Origin of the sequence: Lentibacillus salinarum (genome assembly GCF_042679865.1) — a bacterium.
Taxonomy (GTDB): domain Bacteria; phylum Bacillota; class Bacilli; order Bacillales; family Amphibacillaceae; genus Lentibacillus; species Lentibacillus salinarum.
Genome location: NZ_JBHTNH010000019.1, coordinates 106,797 through 131,452, shown reverse-complemented (window position 1 = coordinate 131,452; position 24,656 = coordinate 106,797). Strand labels below are relative to the sequence as shown.

Annotated in this window: 27 protein-coding genes; 10 read left to right on the top strand and 17 right to left on the bottom strand. The window is 43.6% G+C overall.

Annotated features, from left to right (window positions below; genetic code table 11):
- Positions 1 to 150 precede the first annotated feature (150 nt).
- The 6 genes from ACFQ4A_RS09290 to ACFQ4A_RS09265 all read right to left on the bottom strand — a co-directional run bounded on the left by ACFQ4A_RS09290 (position 151) and on the right by ACFQ4A_RS09265 (position 4,920).
- Complete coding sequence (locus ACFQ4A_RS09290; protein WP_382399825.1) at positions 151 to 618, bottom strand: RDD family protein; 468 nt, start codon at positions 616 to 618, stop codon at positions 151 to 153.
- Positions 619 to 630: 12 nt separating this feature from the next.
- Complete coding sequence (sppA, locus tag ACFQ4A_RS09285) at positions 631 to 1,626, bottom strand: signal peptide peptidase SppA (protein WP_382399823.1); 996 nt, start codon at positions 1,624 to 1,626, stop codon at positions 631 to 633.
- A 98-nt stretch (positions 1,627 to 1,724) separates the two neighbouring features.
- Positions 1,725 to 1,946: a YdbC family protein gene (locus tag ACFQ4A_RS09280; RefSeq protein ID WP_382399821.1), complete on the bottom strand. Its 222-nt coding sequence runs from the start codon at positions 1,944 to 1,946 to the stop codon at positions 1,725 to 1,727.
- Between the two features lie 115 nt (positions 1,947 to 2,061).
- Positions 2,062 to 2,661, bottom strand: coding sequence for a short chain dehydrogenase (locus ACFQ4A_RS09275; protein ID WP_382399819.1), 600 nt, complete (start codon positions 2,659 to 2,661; stop codon positions 2,062 to 2,064).
- Between the two features lie 59 nt (positions 2,662 to 2,720).
- Positions 2,721 to 3,332, bottom strand: a complete 612-nt coding sequence (locus ACFQ4A_RS09270; protein WP_382399817.1) for a 3'-5' exonuclease — start codon at positions 3,330 to 3,332, stop codon at positions 2,721 to 2,723.
- Between the two features lie 166 nt (positions 3,333 to 3,498).
- Positions 3,499 to 4,920, bottom strand: coding sequence for an MDR family MFS transporter (locus ACFQ4A_RS09265; protein ID WP_382399815.1), 1,422 nt, complete (start codon positions 4,918 to 4,920; stop codon positions 3,499 to 3,501).
- Positions 4,921 to 5,355: 435 nt separating this feature from the next.
- Between ACFQ4A_RS09265 and ACFQ4A_RS09260 the strand changes: the two genes are divergently transcribed.
- From ACFQ4A_RS09260 to ACFQ4A_RS09250, 3 genes are all read left to right on the top strand, one after another.
- A complete protein-coding gene (locus tag ACFQ4A_RS09260; RefSeq protein ID WP_382399813.1) occupies positions 5,356 to 5,784 on the top strand; it encodes a general stress protein in 429 nt (142 codons plus the stop codon).
- Positions 5,785 to 5,960: 176 nt separating this feature from the next.
- A complete protein-coding gene (locus ACFQ4A_RS09255) occupies positions 5,961 to 6,734 on the top strand; it encodes an NRDE family protein (protein ID WP_382399811.1) in 774 nt (257 codons plus the stop codon).
- A gap of 324 nt (positions 6,735 to 7,058) precedes the next feature.
- Complete coding sequence (locus ACFQ4A_RS09250; protein ID WP_382399809.1) at positions 7,059 to 8,024, top strand: S8 family peptidase; 966 nt, start codon at positions 7,059 to 7,061, stop codon at positions 8,022 to 8,024.
- A gap of 137 nt (positions 8,025 to 8,161) precedes the next feature.
- On the opposite strand, the gene ACFQ4A_RS09245 is transcribed toward ACFQ4A_RS09250, so the two are convergent.
- From ACFQ4A_RS09245 to ACFQ4A_RS09215, 7 genes are all read right to left on the bottom strand, one after another.
- The gene (locus ACFQ4A_RS09245; RefSeq protein WP_382399807.1) at positions 8,162 to 8,770 is read right to left on the bottom strand and encodes a methyltransferase; all 609 of its coding nucleotides are present in this window, start codon (positions 8,768 to 8,770) and stop codon (positions 8,162 to 8,164) included.
- A 61-nt stretch (positions 8,771 to 8,831) separates the two neighbouring features.
- Positions 8,832 to 9,392 carry a DinB family protein gene (locus ACFQ4A_RS09240; RefSeq protein ID WP_382399805.1) on the bottom strand — a complete coding sequence of 187 codons (561 nt, stop codon included), beginning with the start codon at positions 9,390 to 9,392 and terminating at the stop codon, positions 8,832 to 8,834.
- Between the two features lie 246 nt (positions 9,393 to 9,638).
- A complete protein-coding gene (locus ACFQ4A_RS09235) occupies positions 9,639 to 10,622 on the bottom strand; it encodes a ring-cleaving dioxygenase (RefSeq protein ID WP_382399803.1) in 984 nt (327 codons plus the stop codon).
- Positions 10,623 to 10,801: 179 nt separating this feature from the next.
- Positions 10,802 to 11,113: a coiled-coil domain-containing protein gene (locus tag ACFQ4A_RS09230; protein ID WP_382399801.1), complete on the bottom strand. Its 312-nt coding sequence runs from the start codon at positions 11,111 to 11,113 to the stop codon at positions 10,802 to 10,804.
- A 173-nt stretch (positions 11,114 to 11,286) separates the two neighbouring features.
- Positions 11,287 to 11,607, bottom strand: coding sequence for a hypothetical protein (locus ACFQ4A_RS09225; RefSeq protein ID WP_382399799.1), 321 nt, complete (start codon positions 11,605 to 11,607; stop codon positions 11,287 to 11,289).
- Positions 11,579 to 12,589 carry a DUF3231 family protein gene (locus tag ACFQ4A_RS09220; protein WP_382399797.1) on the bottom strand — a complete coding sequence of 337 codons (1,011 nt, stop codon included), beginning with the start codon at positions 12,587 to 12,589 and terminating at the stop codon, positions 11,579 to 11,581. The genes ACFQ4A_RS09225 and ACFQ4A_RS09220 overlap by 29 nt, the downstream gene beginning before the upstream one ends.
- Positions 12,590 to 12,717: 128 nt before the next feature.
- Positions 12,718 to 13,152 (bottom strand): universal stress protein, encoded by a 435-nt coding sequence (locus ACFQ4A_RS09215; RefSeq protein WP_382399795.1) that lies wholly within the window; start codon positions 13,150 to 13,152, stop codon positions 12,718 to 12,720.
- A 298-nt stretch (positions 13,153 to 13,450) separates the two neighbouring features.
- On the opposite strand from ACFQ4A_RS09215, the gene ACFQ4A_RS09210 reads away from it, so the two are divergent.
- Together ACFQ4A_RS09210 and ACFQ4A_RS09205 are read left to right on the top strand one after the other, a co-directional pair.
- On the top strand, positions 13,451 to 14,230 hold the full coding sequence (locus ACFQ4A_RS09210) for a sodium/glutamate symporter (RefSeq protein WP_382399793.1): 780 nt from the start codon (positions 13,451 to 13,453) through the stop codon (positions 14,228 to 14,230).
- Entirely contained in the window at positions 14,184 to 14,507 is a 324-nt protein-coding gene (locus ACFQ4A_RS09205; protein ID WP_382399791.1) for a hypothetical protein, read from the top strand. Before ACFQ4A_RS09210 ends, ACFQ4A_RS09205 begins: the two co-directional genes overlap by 47 nt.
- Positions 14,508 to 14,600: 93 nt before the next feature.
- On the opposite strand, the gene ACFQ4A_RS09200 is transcribed toward ACFQ4A_RS09205, so the two are convergent.
- Together ACFQ4A_RS09200 and ACFQ4A_RS09195 are read right to left on the bottom strand one after the other, a co-directional pair.
- Positions 14,601 to 15,290 carry a hypothetical protein gene (locus ACFQ4A_RS09200; RefSeq protein ID WP_382399789.1) on the bottom strand — a complete coding sequence of 230 codons (690 nt, stop codon included), beginning with the start codon at positions 15,288 to 15,290 and terminating at the stop codon, positions 14,601 to 14,603.
- A 21-nt stretch (positions 15,291 to 15,311) separates the two neighbouring features.
- Positions 15,312 to 16,907: a BCCT family transporter gene (locus tag ACFQ4A_RS09195; protein ID WP_382399787.1), complete on the bottom strand. Its 1,596-nt coding sequence runs from the start codon at positions 16,905 to 16,907 to the stop codon at positions 15,312 to 15,314.
- Positions 16,908 to 17,175: 268 nt separating this feature from the next.
- On the opposite strand from ACFQ4A_RS09195, the gene ACFQ4A_RS09190 reads away from it, so the two are divergent.
- A complete protein-coding gene (locus ACFQ4A_RS09190; protein ID WP_382399785.1) occupies positions 17,176 to 17,736 on the top strand; it encodes a DUF3231 family protein in 561 nt (186 codons plus the stop codon).
- A 29-nt stretch (positions 17,737 to 17,765) separates the two neighbouring features.
- Here ACFQ4A_RS09190 and ACFQ4A_RS09185 read toward each other — a convergent pair whose 3' ends face one another.
- Entirely contained in the window at positions 17,766 to 18,827 is a 1,062-nt protein-coding gene (locus tag ACFQ4A_RS09185; RefSeq protein WP_382399783.1) for an LLM class flavin-dependent oxidoreductase, read from the bottom strand.
- Between the two features lie 171 nt (positions 18,828 to 18,998).
- Here ACFQ4A_RS09185 and ACFQ4A_RS09180 point away from each other — a divergent pair, with 171 nt between their 5' ends.
- A complete protein-coding gene (locus ACFQ4A_RS09180) occupies positions 18,999 to 19,346 on the top strand; it encodes a winged helix-turn-helix transcriptional regulator (protein ID WP_382399781.1) in 348 nt (115 codons plus the stop codon).
- A 594-nt stretch (positions 19,347 to 19,940) separates the two neighbouring features.
- Here the strand turns inward: ACFQ4A_RS09180 and ACFQ4A_RS09175 are convergent.
- Entirely contained in the window at positions 19,941 to 21,389 is a 1,449-nt protein-coding gene (locus ACFQ4A_RS09175; protein WP_382399779.1) for a YfcC family protein, read from the bottom strand.
- Between the two features lie 474 nt (positions 21,390 to 21,863).
- On the opposite strand from ACFQ4A_RS09175, the gene ACFQ4A_RS09170 reads away from it, so the two are divergent.
- The 3 genes from ACFQ4A_RS09170 (at position 21,864) to ACFQ4A_RS09160 (ending at position 24,585) form a co-directional block, all read left to right on the top strand.
- A complete protein-coding gene (locus tag ACFQ4A_RS09170; RefSeq protein ID WP_382399778.1) occupies positions 21,864 to 22,814 on the top strand; it encodes a LytTR family transcriptional regulator DNA-binding domain-containing protein in 951 nt (316 codons plus the stop codon).
- A gap of 230 nt (positions 22,815 to 23,044) precedes the next feature.
- Positions 23,045 to 23,893 (top strand): ABC transporter ATP-binding protein, encoded by an 849-nt coding sequence (locus ACFQ4A_RS09165; protein ID WP_382399776.1) that lies wholly within the window; start codon positions 23,045 to 23,047, stop codon positions 23,891 to 23,893.
- Complete coding sequence (locus ACFQ4A_RS09160; protein WP_382399774.1) at positions 23,893 to 24,585, top strand: ABC transporter permease; 693 nt, start codon at positions 23,893 to 23,895, stop codon at positions 24,583 to 24,585. The genes ACFQ4A_RS09165 and ACFQ4A_RS09160 overlap by 1 nt, the downstream gene beginning before the upstream one ends.
- Positions 24,586 to 24,656 lie beyond the last annotated feature (71 nt).

Genomic DNA, 24,656 nt, shown 5'->3' with positions numbered 1-24,656 from the left:
ATCCTATGTCAGTGACGCATTGTTGGGACTATCGTGCAGACTTTAACACTAAAAAAACAGGCCACCCCTTAGGATGACCTGTTAGCTGATACCCGTTTTCCTGCCACATATAATGACGATTCAGCCCGTTATTCGTTTTCGAACTTACATTCACCTGTCAAACACAACGCGCGTACTGCCGACCATATCATGCAATCCCTGTTTTTGTTCACCGAAGGCAACGAACAAATACAACAGGTTTGTAAACCAAAAAACGCGATGGACAAAGCGTCCAACCACTTCCCGGAAAATCAGATCGCTCCATTCCAGCGGGTTTCTGTCTTCACGGACAACCCGGAGGCCAAAAATCATTTTACCTAGTGTTTTTCCGTAGAATTTTGTCATCAGCACAAAATACAAATATAATACAATAACGCCGAAAATACCGGTTGCTGTCCAAATCCCGATATCTATCGGATTACCATCATTGAAAAATTTGAACGGGCTAAGCAGGATGCCATTAATGCTGAATACAATAATCAAGTCAGCCAGATACGCCCAAAAGCGCATCCAGAATCCGGCATATCGCTGTTCATCAACTGTGGTAGTGTCGGTATATGTTTCTTGATTTTCATGCATAACAGCACCTCCTTATTTCGAATATAAATACATGGCACGGGGACCGTCCGATTGCTGCAGTAGTTCCTGAATGGCCATCAGATTTGCTTCTTCACCGCCGACCATGCTTTGGACAGTCCCACCTAGGAAACTGTTCCAACCAAAGCCTGTTTTGTACTCAACAAGCTGTGCGTTCGGCCATTCAAAGTCTTCCCGCATCATAGCAGCTGTTTCTTCCAATGAACCAAGTGCATCAACAAGTCCATTATCCGCTGCTTGGCTTCCAGTATATACACGACCATCACCCAATTCTCGAACTTTCGACTCTGACATATCCCGGCCATCAACAATGACCTGTACAAAATCGGCATACATGTCATCAATCATGGTCTGCAGAATGCCTCGCTCTTCATCGGTCATTTCCCTTGTGGCGGACATGATGTCTTTAAATTCACCGCTTTTAATCGTATTCATATCAACCCCGAGATCATCAGCAAGTTCCGCAAAATTATAGCTTTGCATAATGACACCGATTGAGCCGGTTAAAGTTGCCGGGTGAGCGACAATTTTATCTGCAGGAGCAGAAATATAGTAACCGCCTGAGGCTGCCGTATTCCCCATCGAAACATAAACGGGTTTATTGTGCTCTTCTTTGATTTCTACAATCTTGTCGTGAATTTCATCACTTTCGACCACACCACCACCTGGCGTATTGACGCGTAAAATAATCCCGTTTACCGTACGGTCCTCACCGACATCCTCCAATTTTTTCAAAAACCGATCATGGTTATAACCGCCTGTATTCAGGACTGACGATGTGTTTACATCCTGAATAACGCCGTCAAGCTCCAGTACCGCAATTTTATTCCCGGTACCTTCTTCAATGACCTCCTGCTGATATTGCTCCTGCGGCATCTCAAACATAGCCTCCAGATCGGTTGAAAACAGCGTGCTCATAAACCTAAAACCAGTCGAAACCGCAAGTAAAACGACTGCAATTCCCAGTGCAAACCAACGTGTCTTATTCACTTCGATGTCCTCCATTTCCGTTGTTTAATATATGTATAGGCCCATGATACTACATTTTTTGCCAAATCGTAATGGGAAGGTGTGCAAGAATCATCCTGTTAAAGATTAAGCTTCTCCAATGCAGCTTTCAAATTGGCCAGATCCGCATCTGTAAGCGTAACCCCTTTTCCCATTTTCGTCTTGTCAGGCGACCAGTCCCGCAGGTCATATTTCGGATCGCGTCCATTCCAGCTGACTAAATTCAATTCTTTCGTCCATCCTTTTGGTGATTTAGACAATTCTGCAATATGTTCGACAATGTCATATTTAATATCAGCCATACCAAATGCCTCCCCAAAAAATATGTAAGCTCATAATTTGAAGTTTTTAGCAGCGCCCTCCATTAAAACAATCGAGTGCGCCACTAATCATTCTGTAACCGGTTAAACTATCGTTTCAGTAAACATTATAATTCTGCCCGGTTTGTGCACCTTCTACACTTTTAATATAAGCTCTTGCCACCCGTTCAGCCGGTACCGGATTAAAACCAGCAAAAAGGTGACCGATTCGCTCCCAGGACTCTTTAACAATATTAGGACTGACACTGTTAATCCGAATACCTCTTGGCATTTCAATCGATGACGCTTTCACAAATGCTTTGACACCACCATTGGCCATTGCAGCTGAGGCACCCATCGGAATTGGATCATCCATCATCACACCGGTTGTTAACGTAAAACTGCCGCCGTCATTAACATATTCCTGGCCCAGCAGCACTAGGTTGACTTGGCCTTTTAATTTACTTTCGATCCCTTTTTCGTTCAATTCGGGCGTCAATTCCGGGACAGCCTTGAAATTCGCTCCACCTGAAGCGTTCACAACGGCATCCACATACCCAACTTTTTCATACATGCCGGCAATACTTTTCGGGGATGTCAGATCAACGGAAACGTCCGCACCGTTTCGCCCTGCACGGAGCACCTCATGGTTTGATGCAATTCCTTCCGTAATCCGTTGCCCGATTGTACCGCTTGCCCCAACTACCAGGATGCGCAAAACACATCATCTCCTTTTTTCTTTACTTATTTCTTTAACAACCAAAAAGGCAGCCAACGCTAGAAATAGATTTTCCTACTTTGTTTCATACGTTTTCTTCTCGGCGGAACGTACCCCCGTTCATAGATTCTGCCTTTTGAAATACGGCACTTCCCTAGAAATATATCCAGTTGGTCCGTCCCATATGTCTTAAATGCCTCGATTAAAATTTTCGCAGCCACCCGAGCATCCTCCAGAGCATGGTGATGGTCAAATTGAATATTGTGATGGGCAGCAACGGTGTTCAGCTTGTGGTTGGTAAGTTCAGGCCATACACGCCTCGAAATATTAGCTGTACAAAGGTAGTCCATTGCGGGATATGTAAGATTAAAGTCATCCAGCGTATGCCGAATGACACTCATATCAAAGCTGGCATTATGAGCCACAGCCAAATGATTCGACAAATAGGTTTCGAGTGTTGGCCACAGTTCTGCAAACGTTGGTGCATCTGCCACATCGGTTGCTGTAATGCCATGGATACGTGTATTGAACGGGCTGAAATCCGTCATGGGGTTGATCAGGCTGTAGAATTCATCGTCAACTTCCTGCCCGTCTACAACGGCAATACCCACCGCACAAGGACTATTGCGCATCTCATTTGCCGTTTCAAAATCAATTGATACAAACTGCATACTGCCTCCCCCGTTTCTAGTTAGTATACGTCCCGCAAATATGTAACGTTTCAACTTTTTTCATAGCAGCCAAAACACACCAGCTTTCTAACAGAAAAAAGAGGCCGTCGCCAGCCGGACTGACGAAAGCCTTTATCTTTTTAAAGAGTGAACCCCAATTTATATGCTAAACAGCATTTCTGTTGTTACGCTTCGGATTCTTCACGAAAAATGCTAACACAATACCGATAATAGCCGTAATGCCTGCAACGATAAATGACATATTGGAGCCATGGACAAGTCCCTGTCGCCCTTGTTCCGGAATAGCAGCATTGGACATAACCGTTACAAGTAATGCTGTACCAACTGCCCCGGCTACCTGGCGCATGGTATTGTTCATCGCCGTGCCATGCGGCATCATTTTGTTCGGCAATTCATTTAGGCCAGCTGTCGTGATCGGCATCATGACCATAGCGACACCAAACATCCGGACCGCATTCACCGTGGCAATGTAAGCAAATGTTGTTTCCGTCGTCAATATAGCCAGCATGAATGTTGTCACGGAGACGATTGTCAGACCAATAATCGCCAGGTATCTGGCACCGAATTTATCAAATAATCGGCCTGTTATCGGACTCATGATCCCCATGATGGCTGCACCAGGCATCAGTGCCAAGCCTGATTCAAGTGCACTGAAACCAAGGTAGTCCTGCATCAGAATGGGCAAAACAGTAGCGGCACCTATCATAGCTACAAAGACAACCATGCCTAAAACTGTCGCCAGCGTAAACATTTTATACTTAAAAATCCGGAATTCCAAAATAGGCTGTTCAAGCTTCAGCTGTCTGAGAATAAATAACGTCAGCGACACAGCACCGACAACCATGGATATCATCACTTGAGCGCTTCCCCAGCCTTCCTGAGCTGAGCCGGCGACGCTGAATCCATAAAGCAAACCGCCAAAACCGAATGTTGACAAAATGATTGATAGCACATCCACTTTCGGGAACGTGCGCTCGGTAACATTTCGCAGCAAAAAGTATGCAATGATGATATCGACGACAATGATTGGAAAGACGACATAAAACAAACTTCTCCAAGGGAAATGCTCAACTAGATAGCCGGATAATGTCGGCCCAATTGCCGGCGCAAAGGCAATGACAAGGCCAAACATGCCCATGGCAGAGCCACGTTTTTCCATTGGATAAACAAGCATCAAAATCGTCTGCATCAGCGGCATGATAATTCCTGCACCGGAAGCCTGGATGACTCTGCCCACCATCAGTATCGGAAAATTCGGTGCGAATGCACAAATGATGGTCCCTGCTCCAAACAGTCCCATCGCTGTGAGGAACAGTCCTCTGGTTGTGAATCGATTAATCAGCAAGGCTGTGATCGGTATCATGATCCCATTCACGAGCATGAAAATGGACGTCAGCCATTGGGCCGTGCTTTCTCCCAGATTCATATCCGCCATAATTTTGGGCAGTGCGGTTGCCAATAACGTTTGATTTAAAATAGCGACAAACGCCCCTGATATCAATACGAGCATGAGCGTTGTACGTTTAGCTTGACTTTGTGGTTGTTGACTTTCCTGATTTTCCGTCATTAATGTTCCTTCTTTCCGTTTGATGAAAAAATAGTTCAAAAAAATTAAAAGGGACTCTTTTTCTTAAAGACATATTCCCATAGTCTAGCATAAATCATTCGATTATGGAAGCATTCTACATGCTTTTATCATGCCATATTTGATGTTTTAACAAAACCCCTATCAATACGCCATTGAACCCGATAACCGGATATACCCCGCTCAATCTTACCAGGATAGCGAAAAGCAATCCTTCCTTCCATTCATAATAAATCCGCTTTTTGGCCAAAACAACCGTTGCTTTGCTGACTTTTACATGATAAACATATAAAAATACGGAGGGACAATTAAAATTTTTGGTTAGGTAACGTAACAGCCATGAATTCACAATGTTTGACCACAAATCTACAGGGAATAGAACACTATATCACACATTGCAGAATAGAGGTGCTGTAATTGGCAGAAGAAGTTTATGGACCATATACGTCAGTGGAAGACGCGGTAAAAACGGTCAATGTTCTGGAATTGGAAGGTTATTTCAAAGAAAATATCACGATTTTTTCACATGGAAAATATGCCGATGCACTCAATAACGATACTGACGTCAATATAACAAGTACGGAAACTTCCAAAAACCGCGACCGTTCATTCATAGACAAAATCACGAAATTCATCTTCACCGGTGTCGAGGAAACCTCTAATATTCATAACAAGTTACTCGAAAAGGGTTTGTCAGATGAACAAGCAGCCAAATTTACCGATCAAATTAAATCCGGCAGCATTCTGGTCACATCAGATACGGCTTTAAAAATAGGCAACAACCCTGTAGAGGAAACAGATGTTACAACCAAAAAAACAGAAAGCGTCAATCACCTACAAGAGTAAAAAGTTAATATTGGGGAAGTGATAATCGGCATCCGCCGATTACGTTTAGATTAACGGTATTTTCCCCATCTGTCGATAGCCCAGCGCTTGAGCAGAATATGTGACCTTCCTATCGGTTCATTTGTTTGGAACTCACTCTTTCACAGAATATAATGAAACAAAAAGGACGGTTCACGATGTGTTTAATTAATTTTCACTTTCAGGATCACCCAAATTATAAATTAATCATCGCCGCCAATCGGGATGAATTTTATCAGCGACCCACCGCTCCCACCCAATTCTGGGAGGATAACCCTGATATTCTGGGCGGCAGGGACCTGGTCGGGATGGGCACCTGGCTCGGCATTACAAAAAGCGGCCGGTTCGCAGCGCTAACAAACTACCGTAACCCAAATGAAGATCAAAACAACAAAAAATCACGCGGTCACATCGTCAGGGATTTCCTGGAGTCCGACATGACGGCCACTGACTATTTGACCAGTCTGCAAAAAGAAAAAAACGCGTATCCCGGGTTTAATGTCATGGCTGGCAGTCCAGAGCAGTTATTTTATTACAATAACATTCAAAATGACATATCAGAGATTTCACATGGCACCCATGGACTTAGCAACGAATTTCTGAACACCCCATGGCCGAAAGTGACAAAAGGAAAAGAACAGCTGGCGGACTATGTCACACGGAAGCCACACGTTGAAGCCGATGCCCTTTTTGACATCATAGCAGATGCGGAGGAAGCGCCGGAAGCGAATTTGCCCAATACAGGGGTAGGCCTTGAACTGGAGCAGAAGTTGTCACCTATGTTTATCCAAACGCCTGGATACGGCACCCGCTGCTCAACCGTTCTCCTCATTGATCGAAACAATTATGTAACATTCGTGGAACGGACGTTTGATCAAGGCGCATTTGAACAGGAAAATCGATTTTCTTTCAATATTCATGAGTCGTCCTAACGCTAAATAAGAACGCCACTCACGGACATTTATAATGATTCTTCATTTGGTCTCTCCTATTATTTATTAAAGCGCCCCTTCAATACACAAGAAACGCCTGGGAATCAATGGTACCCTGATCATTAGATACTATCTAACAATTGGGGTGCCATTTGTTTAAAAACAATGTCAATGCTTCCAATTTACTGAGAAACACAATATCTATAAACGACTAGTTCTTTTCACCTGTTTTTTCAGGCATTTAGACTCGTTTTCTGCCACAACGCCCCATAGTCAGATTATTTTAAACTATAATGGATATATATTAGTTGAGGAGGCTAACCAATGGCAAATATGCATCTAATCCCTTATCAGGTGAACGAAATTGAGGAGACATCAATCGAAGTACCTCAAGGTGTGCAAATGATACAGGCTCCAGACGTGTGGGAACAGTCGAACGAAGGCAGTGGCAGCGTCATCGCCATCATTGATACAGGTTGTGACATGAACCATCCCGACTTAAAAGATCAAATCATTGATGGCAGAAACTTCACGAATGATGGTAATGAAACCGATTATGGCGATGACAACGGACACGGTACCCATGTCGCCGGAACTGCCGCAGCAACAGCTGGTGATGAGGGAATCACGGGTGTTGCGCCACGTGCTAAACTGCTGATCATTAAAGTACTGGATGGTAACGGAAGCGGCGACTACCAATGGATAATTGATGGCATCAACTATGCAACGGATTGGGAAGGTCCGAATGGTGAAAAAGTACGAGCCATTTCCATGTCACTGGGTGGTCCGGAAGACGTTCCAGAATTATATCAAGCTGTCAAACGGGCAATCGACAATGGCATTCCAGTCGTTTGCGCTGCCGGTAATGAAGGCGATGACCGTCCGGAAACAGATGAATATGCTTTTCCAGGTGCTTATAATGAAGTCATTCAGGTCGGCGCTATCAATTTCGACCGAGAGATTGCCCATTTTAGTAATACCAATAACGAAATCGATATCGTCGCTCCTGGCGTCGAGATCATGTCCACTTACACGGATCAAAAGTATGCTAAGCTATCCGGCACATCAATGGCCACACCGCATGTATCGGGCGCATTGGCACTCGTCATTAACATAGCGGAGGAGCAATTTGACCGGAAACTGACCGAATCAGAACTATATGCACAACTTGTCAGACGCACGGTACCGTTAGGTTATCCAAAGTCAGCAGAAGGTAATGGGGTTGTCGCACTCGATATTCTGAATCAGTTTGAGCGATTATTCCAGACGTTTAACACGGTATTTAAATGAAGTTTGTCGAGCGCTTGAATCCAGTTCTGCACAAAGCCGGATTCCAGCGCTCGATGGCTTTTATTTCCGAAAGCACTGAACACTCTCGCCGCTTGCAGACGACAGACGACACGTTAAGAACACCCATTAAATGTGCTTTAAGCCCCCAACCGGTAAATCAAAAAGCGATCATAAGGATCAGGATTCGACACGTCTGGCAGAGTGATTGTCTTTTGCCATTCGAACGCCGTATCGTTTTCCAGATAGGCAACATAATCGTCTGAACCATAATAGACAATCAGCTCGATGTCTCGCTTATGTTGCTCGGCGGAAAGCAGAATATTATGTATGACTTTCATAAATACCTCAACTGAAAATGGATTAAAAAAATAAAACCGGTTATCTAATGGGGTGATCTGGTAATATTGTGCCAGGCAGTATTGAAAATGAATCTTATCCGTTTTCTCGTTTATCTGATGCAAATAACGATTACGATTTCTGACTGCCTCGTCATACAAGTTTCTGTTCATTTCGATCCCGGTAATGGTAGCATTGTAAAAATAATGGATATAAAAGCTTATTCGGCCTTTCCCGCAGCCAAAATCAACGACCTTATCACTGGTTTTCAAATGATAATCCTGAAATAACGCCTCCAGCGCACGGTATGAAGTCGGCTGGTATGGGTTGTGATGCGTTGAGTCGGGATAGCCCTTCTGAGTTCCCCTGGTTTTGATATTCAGCAGCTTATCATAATAGTATTCTTTCATGGATATGCTCCTTAAACGGTCAATCTGCCATAAAGGATTATCGGTTATTGCGTTAGCCAGCTCACCCATTTATGGATGGGTGAGTCAAATATCTTTTATTGACCTCAAAGTGATGATATTCATGTATAGCAAGCAAGTGGACACATTGAATGAGATTTGGATAATCAGCAACCGGATCCGGATAACGGATATGTCCTGCTATGTCTTCTTCAATGGTTTGCAGTCGTTCTTTGAGCATCTTTGTTTCCATATCCAGCTGTTCCTGTATTCTGGTGAAGTTATATTTAGTTTCCAGTCCTGCCGGGGGATTTATGATAAAAGGCGCCTTCATAGGTCTTTTTTTCTTTTCTCGGAATCCTTTATATATATCACTGGTTTCTGTCTGATAAGGCTTCTTTCTCCGTAAACGGGCAATCGGAAGCATAACCGGAATATAAACATACGAAAATCTCCTGAGCATTCTCACCATCAAGATGAGGTGGTATAGTGTTTCGCCGATAGACCACTTCCCCGGCTGAGGCGATTTCCATGGATCGGCAGCCTGTATAACCGGATCATGATAAAACACTATCCTTTGCTGTTCCAAATGTTGAAAATGCTGTTGCATCTGTGAACTCTTCATTTGAAGCCCTCCTTAACAAAAGTACGCACCGTTATCATTTTCACAGCTTTACAGAATTCAGCCCTTTTTCCCATGGGTAAAGATTGGTACCTATTTTTCTTATAAATGATTTTTAAACAAAAGAGGCTACCCTCATCATATCATAGGGTCAGCCTCGCTGGTTTCATCTATTGATAACAGAACTCTTTTTCCGCATAATCCTAGTATTTGCCTTAAAGGTGATGCCGGTTCATATAAAGCACTGAATTATTCATACTCCTTCTCAAACGTCTTCGTACTTCGAACCGTATTAATCGGGCGGACCATCCGCTCAATTTGTTCACGCTCTGGCTCAAGCTTTGGCGGCAAAGCCAATTTTTCGCCTAATGTTTCATATGGTTCATCCCCCATAAATCCTGGGCCATCTGTCGCAAATTCGAATAAAATTTGCGGGGCCACAGGTGCATACAATGATTCAAAATAAAAGCGGTTCACATAACCGGATGTCCGGAATCCAAAATCGTCCATTCGTTTAGTCCATTCTTCCAGCACGGAGCGGTCTTCAACACGGAACGCCGCATGGTGAACCGTTCCATAGCCCTGCTGTGCATTAGGCATGACAGCGTTATGTTCAACAACGACCCGTGCACCATTTCCGCCTTCACCAACTTCAAACAGGTGGTGATCGCCTTCCTGATCGATCTCTTTAAACTGCAGAACTTTTTCCATGACTTCTTTAAAATAATCAAGGTTGGCAATGCGCACATGAATCGGTCCAAGCCCGGTAATCGCATACTCCGGCGGAATCGGGCCATCCTGCCATGGCGTTCCCGGTTCCACACCATCCATGTTTTCATCCGAGACGAATTGATATTTCTGATCGTCAAAATCGACAAATGGTAATATTTTAACACCGAATTCTTCTTTTACACCCTCATGCTTGACTTCAAGTCGATCAAAACGTTTCACCCAGTATTCAAGCGCCTCATCGCTTGGCACGCGAAATGCCGTTTTGGCTATTTCATTCGTCCCGTGCGTTCCCTGTGGAATTCCGGGAAAATCAAAAAACGTCATATCCGTGCCTGGATTTCCCTTATCATCGGCGAAAAATAAATGATAGGTCCGGATATCATCCTGATTCACTGTTTTTTTGACCAATCGCATTCCCAGAACGTACGTAAAAAATTCGTAATTCTTTTCCGCGCTGCTTGTTATGGCGGTAACGTGATGCATCCCTTTTATACCATTCATAAGAATCCTCCATATTGAATTGAATTTATTACATTGAATTTATTTATCTTTAATTCAAAGTAAATATAATACATCCGTCCGCCTAATGTCAATTTATCCGCTTTAAACTCCAAACAAAAAAACCGATGCTACCAATCTCTACAAAATGCAGAGATACCAACATCGGTTAAACCATATAACTAATTTATCAGTCGGTTCAGCATAACACTATGCTCGCCATACTTCTGTGATAGAAAGTTGACATCATTTTCGATGTTAATAACCCCTTCTTCCACTCTGTCCATCCGTTGTTCCAGGCTATCCATCCGTTGTTCCAGGCTGTCCATCCGTTGTTCCAGGCCATCCATCCGTTGTTCCAGGCCATCCATCCGTTGTTCCAGGCCATCCATCCGCGTTTCAAGTTTGTCTATCCGTCCGTTCACGGCTGCAAATTCTTCATGCATTTCCTTAAAACCCTGCTTCACAATTCCTGCCAGTTCATTCAGGTCCACCCGTTTCACCACCTTTGTTTTCTAGTAGAATTATAGCATATGATAGACTGAATGGTGAAATCGCTAAAATGTAAATGTGGCCGTATTCATGTTGGAAAAACCCTATGGTACCCAAATAAACGTGACTTTCTACCGAAATATTCACATTAATATTTCTTCTTTTGCGCATCCTTTCAACATTTCTGCCTTTTTTCGCCGCTCGCCCCAAGCAAGCACAACCCCTCAAGTTTAAAAATCTGCTTTGAGCTGTTTTTGTCACAGATCTTTGCCGCCTCATAAAAGTCGTCGATTCGCTCTTTGACAGGTTTCGAATCATCATATAATTGACGCCACAACCTGGCAGCTTCCTTTGGTCGTGCTTCCGCATTTTTTACCAGGGCGTTGCGTTCGCTTCCAGATTCCAATTCAATGCTGTTGAAGAAGTTAGAAATAAGCGGAACAGAGAGCTTGCTCCCTGCCCCGGCTTTATCCTTTTTTCTTAGCCAGTTCATCACGATCCAATGCCCGTGGTGGTTCCTCCATCCAGCCATGTTTAATCATAATATTGGCGCCATCTTCAGCGTACTTCAAGATTTCATTCAAAAGCCTGTTATAGGCAGTTCCCAGATCCCTTCTTGGACTCGCCGACATGCTCGTACCATAATAACCGACGCTCAAGGCAATTAATCCGGTACTGTAATACATCATCAACTTATCCGAAAACGTATAAGTCGTGGCGTCCGTCACTGAGTCCTCCATTTTAGTCGGTGCAGGAACATCATCTTCACTCAGAATTGAGCCAAAAACTTCACAATGTTTTTGGGCAATTTCCTTACCTCTAACCATGAATTTTCTGACATCCGTATTTTTTGCAACCTGACTAAACCCGATTAAGGTAGCTGCCCCTAGTGCGTTACGATGGTAATTTGAAAAAAGATTGTTAATTTCCGTTCCAGCTAAGGGACGCCGCTCACCAAAGTACCCTGTTAAAAAGCTTTGGTTTTTAACAAAGTCATAGTTTTCCGGCTTGGGAAGGTGGGGAAACATGACGTAAAGACCTTTGGCTTGTAACACGGTGTTAACCTGTTTAAGTAATTCATCCTGCTCCCGATGGCATTGTGAAAAGTAATGATAAACATCCTCCCTGCCGACCAAGGATAAACTGACACCATATGCCTGCATGGCTGTTTTCGCACCTTGCTGAAGATAGTAAAGAACGAAATGATCAGAATACAATCTTGGTGCATTAATATCCACATCTTCATCTAATTTAAATCCGTATGGAATCGGGAAGTTTTCTTTTTTAAATAGGTCCGCTATTTTTGGTATATGAGATTGTGCTAATTCCAAACCCTGTTGTACAACCGTCTTCACGTCTTCATCCTCAACTTTTGCCCAAAAATATTGCAATTGACATTCTAATGCACAGTCATTCATATAAGCGGCCCAAAGCTGCGTGATTTCTGCTGATGTCAGTGATTGGTTCTCTAACTTCACGTTCGTCACCTCCTAGCATTTCTATACGTCTATTTTTACCGACAAAAAGATTTATATGTATATGTCAAAAGAAACCTCATAAAAAGAGCCCGTTCATTATGAACCGGCTCTTTACAAACAAAACGTATTTATTTAATAACCAACACTGGGCACCCGGCTTCCTGCACGATTTGGTTACTAACACTCCCTAAAAGTAGTTTTTTCATACCGCCAAGCCCGCGACTGCCGGCAATAATTAAACTGATATCATGTTCATCAGCATATTCACAGATCTTCGCCCCTGCATTGCGATTGGTGTTTGCAAAGACAATATCTGTATGGATTGGTATATCTTCTGCTTCGAATGCCCTGTTTATTTTTTCCATATCAGGACGAAGACTATCTGCAACTTCATATTGAATACTTTTTGCTATCGCGGCATTAGTGCTCGGACCTGCCTGTGTCACGACTGTTATAACATAAACTTCTGTTTCCGGAACCCCACCAGCCTGCAGTTTAGCTTCCTGAAGCGCTTTTTCACTTAATTCCGAACCATCATAAGCCACCAGAATGTTTCGTTTCATAGTAAGCACTCCTTGTTTTTGGATTAAGGAAATATGAATCCTTTTCCTAATCCTATTATACCAATGATTTATCCCCATTCCCGTCATGATTTTCAACACTTTGTGAAAACTCCGACTGACATGGGTTTCCATTAAAAAAAGCTGATTAAAAATGATCACGGCTCTTCTCCACTGACTGATGTCAGCACCATTCAGCCTGTTAACAACAAATGATTGTCGGTGTTACAGTTTATCCCCTTGAACAGACGGGAATAAAACACCAACAACGTTTTACACAGATTAGGAAAGGAGCCACAACATGACACCCGATCAAATTGGTTTTGCATTGTTATATCTTGGGTTATTTTTGCTGATTGGGAAATGGATCAGAGTCCGTGTGAAATGGATGCAGTACTTATTTCTCCCATCGTCAGTCATCGGCGGGTTTCTAGCCCTGCTGTCGGGCCCTCAAGTGCTTGGTCGCCTATTGGAAACTCTCTCAGGTGAAGACTCATTTTGGGCGACAGGGATTTTGTCACCTGAGATTATGGCGGTATGGGATCCGCTGCCGGGTCTTATGATTAATGTTGTATTTGCCACACTATTTTTGGGAACCGTCCTGCCAAGCCTGGCCAAAGTCTGGGAAATTGGCGGACCACAGTTGTCATTCGGCTGGACACTCGGCTGGGGGCAATATGTCGTTGGGCTGCTTCTCGCTCTGCTCGTATTGACGCCCTTCTATGACATGCCGCCATTTACCGGTGCCCTGATTGAAATAGGGTTTGAAGGTGGACACGGTATAGCAGGTGGGCTTAAAGGTACCTTTGAAGACCTCGAATTTTCGGAAGCCTACGATTTGGCTATCGGCTTGGCCACTGTCGGAATTTTATCAGTTGTCATCATCGGCATTACAGCCATTAACTGGGGCATACGCAAGAAAAAAACAAAGGTGATGACCGATCAGGGTGCATTAACTGACTTGCAAAAAGCCGGAATCGTGGAATTCGAAAATCGTGAAGCGGCTGCAAAAATGACCGTCCGGCCGGAATCAATTGAACCGCTTTCCCTCCATTTTGCTGTCATTGACGTATTGGCTTGAAAGAGGGATTGGTGATTTCGGACAGTCAATGGGGATTACAGCTACTGGGCTGCTGTTAATGCGGGTTGCCGATCCGGAAATGAAGTCACCGGCCTATGAAGGTTTCGGTTACAAACAACTCGTTTTTGAACCATTTCTTGGCGGCGGGCTTGTCACAGCATTATCCGCTCCGCTCATTTTCCAATTCGGACCGGTACCGTTTCTCATTTTTGCTTCTATCATGACGCTCATAGGGTTACTGGTCGGTTTACGCTATTTCGGGAAAAAGAAAGACTGAGGCGCAGTGCTACTCCCCCATATAAAAAGCACTTGGCACCCTGCCTTTCAGATGCCATGCGCTTTTTATTTTGGAAGTCATGGCGAAAACATGTCACATGCTGTACATCAACCGGAACGGCATGCTTATCAACCAGAGAACGCTGTACATCAACCGGAGCGGCTCCCTTATCAACCAGAAAACGCTGTACATCAACCGGAGCGGCACGTCATCAACCAGAGAACGCTGTACATCAACCGGAGCGACTCCCTTATCAACCAGAGAACGCTGTACATCAACCGGAGCGACTCCCTTATCAACCAGAGAACGCTGTACATCAACCGGAGCGACTCCCTTATCAACCAGAGAACGCTGTACATCAACCGGAGCGGCTCCCTTATCAACCAGAGAACGCTGTACATCAACCGGAGCGGCTCGATTATCAACCAGAAAACGCTGTACATCAACCGGAGCGGCTCCCTTATCAACCAGAGAACGCTGTACATCAACCGGAGCGGCTCCCTTATCAACCAGAGAACGCTGTACATCAACCGGAGCGGCTCCCTTATCAACCAGAGAACGCTGTACATCAACCGGAGCGGCTCGATTATCCTTCCTAATTTGACCCCACAGGCTTGAAGCGGGTGTCTTGCGGCGGACAGGACGTGCCAGGCCGACAATGCGACTGACGTCCGGGTTTTTGTCGGCCTGCCCATTACATGTGGAATAAAAGACGTATAGTCCCCCGCCTTTCAGGTGCCATGCTCTTCTTCTATTTTGGCAGCCATAATGAAAACACCTCACACAAAAACAGCAGACCAATGATTAGCCCCGCTGTTTTTGTTGCTGTTTGCTCTGTTGCCCTTTTTTACTTCCCCGCACGTTATGAACCCATGCTTTATCTTCGTCCATCATTTTTTTGGCAGCGTAAATCGTCAAGAACTGGATGACAATAATTGGTATACCCATCAGACCTGACAAAACTTCCAGCGGAGGCAGACCGCCAATCCGCATTAACAGCAATGCCAGAACCGTAATAATCGCGGCAACAATAATTCTTAACGTCCGGGATGGTTCTGCTTGGCTCATGTTTTTAGTGCCCGTATATGATGCAATCGTATATGTTGTCGAATCCAATGTCGTTGTCAGGAAGATGGTCGCAATAACGATAAAAACCACCAGAACGATTGACGATAACGGTAATGAATTTAAGATAGCCGGTATGGCCGCCATCGTATCTTCCTTAACAATATCAAGCACCGGAACATCCCCAGTGAGATAACGTTCAACCCCAAGACCGCCTAACACACCCGTCGCAAACCAGGATAAAAATGTGGGTGCCAATAAATACGTTAAAATCATCTCCTTAATGGTTCTCCCCCGTGATATCTTGGCGGCGAACACACTGTGAAGCATGGCCCATGTCGCACTGTAGGCGAACCAGAACACCGTATTGCTGACCACGTATGTCGAACCTTCCATATTGATCGAATCCGTATTGATGGAAAAGCTGATGTAATTTGCCAATAAATGGCCCACACTATCTGTAAAAAAGTTAAAGATAAAAATACCAGGGCCAATAATCATAACCATTAAAGCAAATATGCCAGCAAGATACATATTAAAGGTACTTAATTTTTTAATTCCTCTTTCAATACCTAAATAGGCACTCAGGGAAAACAGGAATACCCAAATTATCGTGACAATCAACGTTAACCCGAACGTGATATCAATATTCAGCAGTTCAGCGAGATTATAGGTGACAATTGGTGCGCCAAGTCCTAACGTGACCGCTGCCCCTGCAAGAATACTGACAAGAAAGATAATGTCCAGCAGCTTGCCGCCGATCCCATCTGTGAACTTATCGCCAAAGATTACACGACAAACTTCCGATATCCGCATAAACGGCCGTTTACGGACGTGCAGGACATAGCCCATAGCAGGAGCGGCCATGACGAAGATCGCAAACACCTGGAAACTCCACATAAACATGCTGTAGGCATTCCCCCACAATAAGGCCTCACCAGAGCCGGCCTCTGCACCAAACGGGGGTTCCACAGCCACATTCGCCCATTCGGTCATGCCCGTCCGCATAATCGTCGAGCCAAGCCCCATCGCAATTAAAATAGAGGCATACTCAAATAAATTGAAACGCGGTTTTTCGGTCGGATCACCCATGACCACATTGCCGTACTTGGAAAAGGACAGATACAGACCTGCCGCAACCAATATAATAGCGTACCAGATGTAGCCCCAGGTGAACATGTCGACAAGCTTATCAAAAATACTGTTCAAAACTTCCAACGATTCATTCTCATAAAGCGCAAACGGAATACAGATTAAAATGACAATGATAAGGGATGGTGCGAAAATTCTGTGGTCAATTAACCTGCTGCTCAGTCCCTTGCTCTCTTTATTCATCCAAAAACCTCCTGTCAAGCGGCAGGGGTTGTCCCAATAGACATCGAAACAATCCGTTCCCTGCACCCCGCTTGATTAATTCAGTCATTAAGTATACTGTCTAATTACCACGTGTTTATAAAAATAAACTTGACGAGTCTAAAACGTCCGACAGAATAGTCTGTTAAAAACGTATCTTCGCTCCCGTTTTTCCATTTAAATGGATACATAATTTTGAACAAGCGGAAGAAGCTAACTGTTAAGAAGTTATCTTAACGGAGGATATGAAATGGTTAAGTTTGAGCAACTTTTTGAATCGGCCTCGAAAGTTCTGAAATCTTTAAGTGACAACAAAAAAAATCCTTTGCACGTTGGTGAAGTCATGGCGTGCTGGACATACCTTGCTTTCGTCAATAACATCATAACATACGAAGAAATAGGCCTTAACACAACAACAGAACCCGGAATAAAAAGCCTCTTTCAGGATGCGATGGAAGTAGCTACTTCGCACAAAAAAGAGCTAACAGAACTGATGCACCAAGAAGGGGTAAGCCTGCCGTCATCTCCTGAGAGCAAGCCGAAAGCCGATCCCAGTGCTATTCCAGTTGGTACTAAGTTTACAGAAGACGAATTGGTTAACACCATTAATATCAATTTTGTTGCGGCAGCCGACATGTGTGCCGCCGCTGCTAGTCAATCTCTCCGGACAGATGTTGGTCTTATGTTTCTCAAATTCCAGTCGGAAAAACTAGCCCTTGGGTTCAAAGCCAAAGATTTAATGCAGAAAAAAGGCTGGCTTAAGACCCCGCCTTATTACCTGCCGCCTGGCACACCTCATCCCAAAAGATAGGGGCAGGGAACATATCTGCCCTGTCCCCATCATGCGTTTTTGGCTGTGTATTTTTTAATGGCAGGTAAAATGTCTGTACCGATCAACTCAATGTTTTTCTTTAACTGGTCAAATGACACACCACCAAAATCCATCTGAGCAATATATCGCTGATGCCCGAATTGTTCATACTGATAAAGAATTTTTTCAATGATTTGCTGCGGACTGCCGACATTGATGATACTGCGTGTATCAGCCCCCTGGGCAAAGCCCTGTTTCGGAAAGCCTTGTCCGTTTGTTTTCTTCATTCCTTCATTGATATGCGGATAATACGCTTTCAACGCCTGCTGTGTTGTCTCAGCGGTATAGAAAAATCCAGCAGTGGCAACGGGCAGCTCGGCTGGATCAAATCCACTTTGCTGTGCTGCTTCACGATAAGCATCAACCGTTCGCTTAAAAGCCGACACCGGTCCCCCTAAATGTGCCATAAACATCGGAACCCCGGCAAACCCTGCTTTAATCGCACTGGCAGGTGTCCCGCCAACCGCGCGCCAAATCGGCAGTGAACCGTTTTGCGGACGTGGAAGGACTCTGGCATCTTGCAAAGGCGCGCGGAATTGCCCTTTCCAATTGATGACTTCCTCCTCATTAATCTTCCTTAGCAGATCAAATTTTTCTTCGTACAGTTCTTCATAATCACGAAGATCATAGCCTAATAAATCATACACACCTACTCTTGACGCGCGGCCGGCAACAATTTCAGCACGACCGCCTGATATTAGGTCAATCGTCGCGAAATCCTCGTATACACGTACGGGATCCAACGTACTAATTATCGTCGAGGAACTGGCAATTTTTATTTTTTCTGTCGCCTGAGCAATGGCTGACAAGACAACCGAGTGTGCCTGTGTCGCAAAATATTCCTGATGGCTTTCGCCGACACTGAAGACATCAAGACCTGCTTCTTCCGCTAGTTTGGCCAGCTCAATGAGTTCTCGGATACGCTGTTGTGCAGAAATCCGCTCGCCAGTCGATGGATCGGGCAAATGATCGCCCAGCGTATAAAGGCCGAATTCCAGCCCTTTACTTGGATCAATACGGTATTTTTCCATCTATCTCAACCTTTCTAATCATTTTTAGTGGGCTATTTTCTTTGCTTTACTTTCGCCAACCTTCCAACATTCCCATACAATGTTATTATAGATTATAATAGCAAATAAATTAAGTACGCACTTTCATGTCATATAGTATACAAAAAGATACTACTGGAGAAGAGGTTTAAAATGGAAATAGAACCGGAATCTTGTCGTGTGGAAGATGCTTTAAGTATATTAGTTGGGAAATGGAAGCCGATTATCTTGTTGCATTTACTAAAGGAAGGTACGCAACGATTCAGTGAACTAAAACGAAATGTGCCCGGCATCACCCAAAAGATGCTGACGAAACAGTTGCGAGAATTGGAAGACGAGGATATTGTTGAACGGGTTGTATACCCACAGGTTCCCCCAAAAGTAGAATACTCTATAACCGAATATGGAAAGAGCCTGAAACCAATTTTGGAAGCCATGCATGAATGGGGAACAAAGCACATGCTACATAAACAGCAAAAATTGAAGCGAAAGGAATCATAATCGAGAATATTTATTGACAAGTGATGCTAATTTGGATATGCATGAATGGGTTGAAACAGAGCAGCAGAGCCTGGTGAATACAGTGCTGATTATACATTCAAAGAAGCTGGTACACATCATTTGACCGTTCACGTTGAAAATGACAACGGATTGCACGAACATGAAGAACATGAGCCTGACGTTCACTTATGCAATTGGCAGTGGCCCTGTATTTTTAAAAAGGCTTCTTTAAGGAAATGGCAGAAAAGGGAACTGTCGGCTGTTAATCGGTGCCGGCAGTTCCCTTTTTATTTTGCCGAGAAACGCTCATGTGACCGCCCTGCTGTTTCTGAAGTCCCCTCTCAGCTCTTTCGGTTGTATTGGCCTTAAGAAGACCTCTTTCCGGACGTTGCGGCTGCTATTTTGATAACGCGACTAACTCCGCTGTAGATTTACCTGAAATTGCTGTAGATTGGTGTTAAAACGTTATCGTTCGAAGCAAAATCGCGATAGTATACACAGTAACACTTCTGGACAGGGTCAATATATATAAGGACGGGCTGTCCCGCCCAGTAACGACCATCTATCGCACTTTCCAGTCCTGAAAAAATAAAATTAATACTGAATAATATCTGCTATGACGATAAAAATTGCCCCTATGGCGATAAACATAAGAACAAGAGGCCAAATGAATTTAATCCATTTCTCATAAGGGACGCCGGACGCAGCCAGATAGGCCATCAATGTCGTGCCTGTTGGGAATATCAGATTAGTAAATCCATCTCCCAGTTGAAACGTTAAAACACCGGTTTGTCTGGTAATACCAATCAAATCCCCTAATGGCGCAATAATCGGCATGGTTGCAGCAGCTTGCCCGGAACCCGAGTTGATGAAAAAATTAATAATGGTTTGTGTCAAAAACAACCCTACAACCTGGATAGATTCCGGAAACACGACAACAATGTTCGCCAAACCATTAATGACAGAATCGATGATTAGCCCTTCTTCCAAAGCCACCGGGATTGCCCTAGCCACACCAACAATTAATGCACCCAGCGCAAACGCTTTTGCACCTTCAATGAATTCCTCAGCAATACGGCTGGGGCCTAACCCTGCAAAGAGTCCTGAGACAACCCCCATCGTAATGAATAAGGCGGCAATATCATCAATATACCAGCCTCTGTTTGCGACTCCCCACACAAGCAGACAAATACCAGAAAGAATGGTGATCAGGACAAAATAATGCCTCATTTGAATTTGGGTTGAACCTACAACTCGATCTTTCGTATCGGCTTTTAGTTCCATCTCCCTGACGATACTTTTCGATGGATCCCGTTTTACTTTATTAGCATAACGAATAATATAAATGCTTGCGGTAATTAAAAGCACAACCAGAATAATCGCCCTCAACCACATCCCCGAATAGATTGGGAGCTCAGCAATCTGTTGCGCTACGCCGACATTAAATGGATTCATTAACCCTGAAATAAAGCCGACGTACATGCCTATAAACACCATTGATAATCCGGTTATCGCATCATAGCCAAGTGATCTTGCAAGCGCTATTGCTAAAGGTATTAAAGCCATTCCTTCAACAGTCATACCAATGGTAAAACCGCCAATTGAAAAAAGAATGAGGAACAGAGGTATAATTAAAACTTCTTTATTCCCGAGCATATTGGTGATTTTTCTAATGATGGAATCAAATACACCGGTAGCGGTTATAATCTGGAATGCGCCGCCGACCACAAATATAAATAAAATGATGTCACTCGCCTCGTTCAATCCAGTTATAAATAAACCAGGAACCTCTACAATTCCAACAGGGTCCTGTTCCACTTGCTGATAGGAATCCTGTTGTACAATGGTTCGTCCAGTTGTTGGATCTTCCACCCTGTCAAACTCTCCCGCTGGAATAATATAAGTTAAAATAGATGCGAGGACGACAATGATAAATAAAAGCACAAACACATGTGGAAGTTTAAATAGTCGTTTTAACGAATATTTCTTTTGATTGCTTTGATCTGTCTGCTCATTTTCCTTAGTCGATTTCTTCTCATCCACAACTTCTTCTCCCTTCAACTCAGCATCGTTAAATTATTCACAATATTAGAGTAGTAAAATCATATTGTCAATCATAAAAACAGCAAAATGGAAAAAATACTTTACTTTGCATATTGATTCCATTTTTCAGCTTTCTTTATGTTAATACGCTAAATGTATTCAGTGCTTTATTATTGGATGCACCAAATGTAAGATCTTTCTGGATCCGTTTCCCAGGAATGTCGTGCAATTAATAATAGAGACATACAAAAAAATGGTACATCTAACCAGATACACCACAATCCTTCTAAGGAATACACCAGGTTTAGAACCAGAAGATGGTAATCCGAATCCTGTAAGAGAACCATGTGAATAACATTAGAATACAATTGGAAAATTATCTTGGATTTTAAATCATAAATCCCTGCCTACTCACTTCATGTTATACTACATTTACGTTTAACCGATTTTTTATTTGAACAGGAGTCTGGATTAATGACATATTTTAAGATTGACGATGAGATGATGAATAGTGAGCTGCTTCCACCCTTTTCCCTATTCATCGAAGATTCATATACTGCGGCCATATACAGCGATACGGACATGCAGGCAGAGCTGGTGAAAGTTCTACGAAACAATGTTAAAATTCCCGTTTTTGATCAGCAGGAGGGCTTATACGAACGCTTGACAGTGGAAGCAAATATCGCTTTTTATCATAAATGGTTCGGCTCCAAAACACCTCTGCCGGAAATTCTCGTGCTGTTTGAACTGCAAAGCTGTGCCAAAACGGCTTTATATAAGTGCTCAGAATCTGACATCCGTCGGGTCTACTATGCCAAGTATTATATGAGCGGTGTCAATCCGATGATCTTCCGGGAACCGATTCATGGTGTAGATATCAGGACAATCAACACATTTATCAATATGCTTCAAAAGAGCAAGGACAATAGTATACCTGTCCTTGTTTTAGTTTCCAACATGGAACACGCGCTACTGCTTGGCGATTCAGCCTACAAACTACAGAAAAAAGGCATGCAGCCAATTGAAATTGATGACGGGCAGAAACATGAACCTGAAGTTGAAAGTCGCGGCACACCAACGACCACAAATTTATTCAAAATCCCAGCGAAGGTAGATGATAAAATGATTCTATTTGATCCGCCGGAAATCGATTATATCGAAAGTCAGGATGGAAAAGCCATGATTGTCATCAATGATGAATCGTACGCGATGGATTCTACGCTGACGGAAGTTGAAAAGAAATTAGAGATTTACGGATTTTACCGTTGCCATCGATCATACATCGTAAACCTGCAAAAAGTACGCGAAATCATTACATGGTCGAAAAACACATATTCACTCAGAATTGACAATCCGATCCAGTCAACGATCCCGTTGTCACGGACCAAAATACAGGATATCCAGGAAAAATTCAGCCTTAAATAGGTACAGTTCACGGAATTTTAAGCTCGAGACGCGCTGCTCTTGCATTCTGAACATGAGCTTTGAATCGGTACAGTTCATCCCACCAATAGAAACAAACAGTTCATAAAGGCGTTTTTCAAATCTGAATCCGGTACATTTCAGCCTCCTTCTGGTACATTCCGTTCCGATATGACTGCGCCCATGGGAACGATCCACTATGATTAAAGCAGTACATCGGAGGGGGTTTTCAGTTGGAAAATACAATCGAAGTAAAGGGAATGCGGAAAGTGTTTGGCCGAAATACCGCCATTAAACATGTCAGTTTCAATGTGAAAAGGGGTGAAATTTTCGGGCTGCTCGGGCCAAGCGGTTCTGGCAAAACAACAACGATCAAAATTTTGACCGGCGAGCTTGGACAGACGGCCGGTGACGTGACAGTGCTCGGTTTTGATTCAGACCGATTCAGAACAGCTGATTTTAAAGCACAGATCGGGATACTATCGGATAACAGTTCATTGTATGAGCGTCTAACTGTCTACGATAACCTAAAACTGTTCTGCAGGCTGTATGACGCACCCCTGGAACAAATTGATACCATGCTCCAGGAAGTAAATTTACAGGATGAGCGGTCAAAACCAATTTCAAAGTTGTCCAAAGGGATGAAGCAGCGGGTATTGCTCGCCAAAGCACTCATTCATAAACCAGAACTTGTATTCTTGGACGAACCAACATCTGCGCTTGATCCCGGCAACGCAGCACAAATTCATCGCGGGCTGCAAAAGTTGAACGAAGCCGGAACAACGATTTTTATAACAACGCACAACATGGAAGAGGCGACAGTGTTATGTGACCGTGTTGCATTTCTGCACAATGGCGAGTTTCAGGAATTGGACAGCCCGGGCGCACTTCGCTACAAATACTCGACGCATGCTTTTCATGTGGAAACATTTGCCGGTGATAAACTGGTCATTGACAATGAGCGCAGCAATGCCGATCAAATCAAAAAGCTAATCGCAAGCGGACAAGTGAAAGAGATGCATACGGATAATCCGACACTTGGCCAAATCTTTTTAAAAGTGACCGGGAAGGAGCTGGTATAATGAATGTTCAACGAATAAGTGCCATTTTTGAAAAAGATATCAAGGACTTCATGAAAAATATGATGCTGTTGACAATGCCGTTGACTCCTGTCATATTGGCGTTAATTTATGACCAGATGGGCATTGAAGAGTTTCCACTTACGCTGCTCTATTTGATTGTCGGGGTGACTTTTTCGGCGGTCACATCAACCTGTATGATGATGATGATAGCAGAGGAAAATGAAAAGAAAACATTGCGCGGACTAATTCTGTCACCAGCTTCTTTTATTGATATCATTATCGGCAAAAGCCTTGTGACAGGTCTTATAACACTCGCAGCCCTTGTTGTATCACTGATGATTCTTGGCATTGACCCGTTCTTGAACACCAGGGCCATCATTGGATTAATTTTGCAATTCCTGTTCTTCTTGTTACTCGGTATCGGTATCGGACTATTTTCAAAATCGATTGCCTCCACATATGTCTATATGATGCCGGTTATGTTCCTGTTCGGTTTTACACCGATGATTGGACAGCTCGGATTTTCTGAAGACAGTATCGTCATGACCATTTTCGATACATTTCCAGTCATGCAGGCAATCGAGGCGCACGAAAACAGCTCATGGCTTCCGCTGGGCATTATAACCATTTGGGTTGCTGCCGCAGCACTATTTATGTTCATTTGTTTTAAAAAGACAATGACTGATGATTAATCTGGATAACAGCCGCATTTTCGGATGAGAATGCAGCTGTTTTTTTATGATCCTGTTTTAGTGTCGAGCTA

Coding starts and splice junctions, on each gene's coding strand:
- ACFQ4A_RS09290 (WP_382399825.1), bottom strand. CDS start 618: ATGCATGAAAATCAAGAAACATATACCGACACTACCACAGTTGATGAA.
- ACFQ4A_RS09280 (WP_382399821.1), bottom strand. CDS start 1,946: ATGGCTGATATTAAATATGACATTGTCGAACATATTGCAGAATTGTCT.
- ACFQ4A_RS09270 (WP_382399817.1), bottom strand. CDS start 3,332: ATGCAGTTTGTATCAATTGATTTTGAAACGGCAAATGAGATGCGCAAT.
- ACFQ4A_RS09265 (WP_382399815.1), bottom strand. CDS start 4,920: ATGACGGAAAATCAGGAAAGTCAACAACCACAAAGTCAAGCTAAACGT.
- ACFQ4A_RS09255 (WP_382399811.1), top strand. CDS start 5,961: ATGTGTTTAATTAATTTTCACTTTCAGGATCACCCAAATTATAAATTA.
- ACFQ4A_RS09250 (WP_382399809.1), top strand. CDS start 7,059: ATGGCAAATATGCATCTAATCCCTTATCAGGTGAACGAAATTGAGGAG.
- ACFQ4A_RS09245 (WP_382399807.1), bottom strand. CDS start 8,770: ATGAAAGAATACTATTATGATAAGCTGCTGAATATCAAAACCAGGGGA.
- ACFQ4A_RS09240 (WP_382399805.1), bottom strand. CDS start 9,392: ATGAAGAGTTCACAGATGCAACAGCATTTTCAACATTTGGAACAGCAA.
- ACFQ4A_RS09235 (WP_382399803.1), bottom strand. CDS start 10,622: ATGAATGGTATAAAAGGGATGCATCACGTTACCGCCATAACAAGCAGC.
- ACFQ4A_RS09215 (WP_382399795.1), bottom strand. CDS start 13,152: ATGAAACGAAACATTCTGGTGGCTTATGATGGTTCGGAATTAAGTGAA.
- ACFQ4A_RS09210 (WP_382399793.1), top strand. CDS start 13,451: ATGACACCCGATCAAATTGGTTTTGCATTGTTATATCTTGGGTTATTT.
- ACFQ4A_RS09195 (WP_382399787.1), bottom strand. CDS start 16,907: ATGAATAAAGAGAGCAAGGGACTGAGCAGCAGGTTAATTGACCACAGA.
- ACFQ4A_RS09190 (WP_382399785.1), top strand. CDS start 17,176: ATGGTTAAGTTTGAGCAACTTTTTGAATCGGCCTCGAAAGTTCTGAAA.
- ACFQ4A_RS09185 (WP_382399783.1), bottom strand. CDS start 18,827: ATGGAAAAATACCGTATTGATCCAAGTAAAGGGCTGGAATTCGGCCTT.
- ACFQ4A_RS09180 (WP_382399781.1), top strand. CDS start 18,999: ATGGAAATAGAACCGGAATCTTGTCGTGTGGAAGATGCTTTAAGTATA.
- ACFQ4A_RS09170 (WP_382399778.1), top strand. CDS start 21,864: ATGACATATTTTAAGATTGACGATGAGATGATGAATAGTGAGCTGCTT.
- ACFQ4A_RS09160 (WP_382399774.1), top strand. CDS start 23,893: ATGAATGTTCAACGAATAAGTGCCATTTTTGAAAAAGATATCAAGGAC.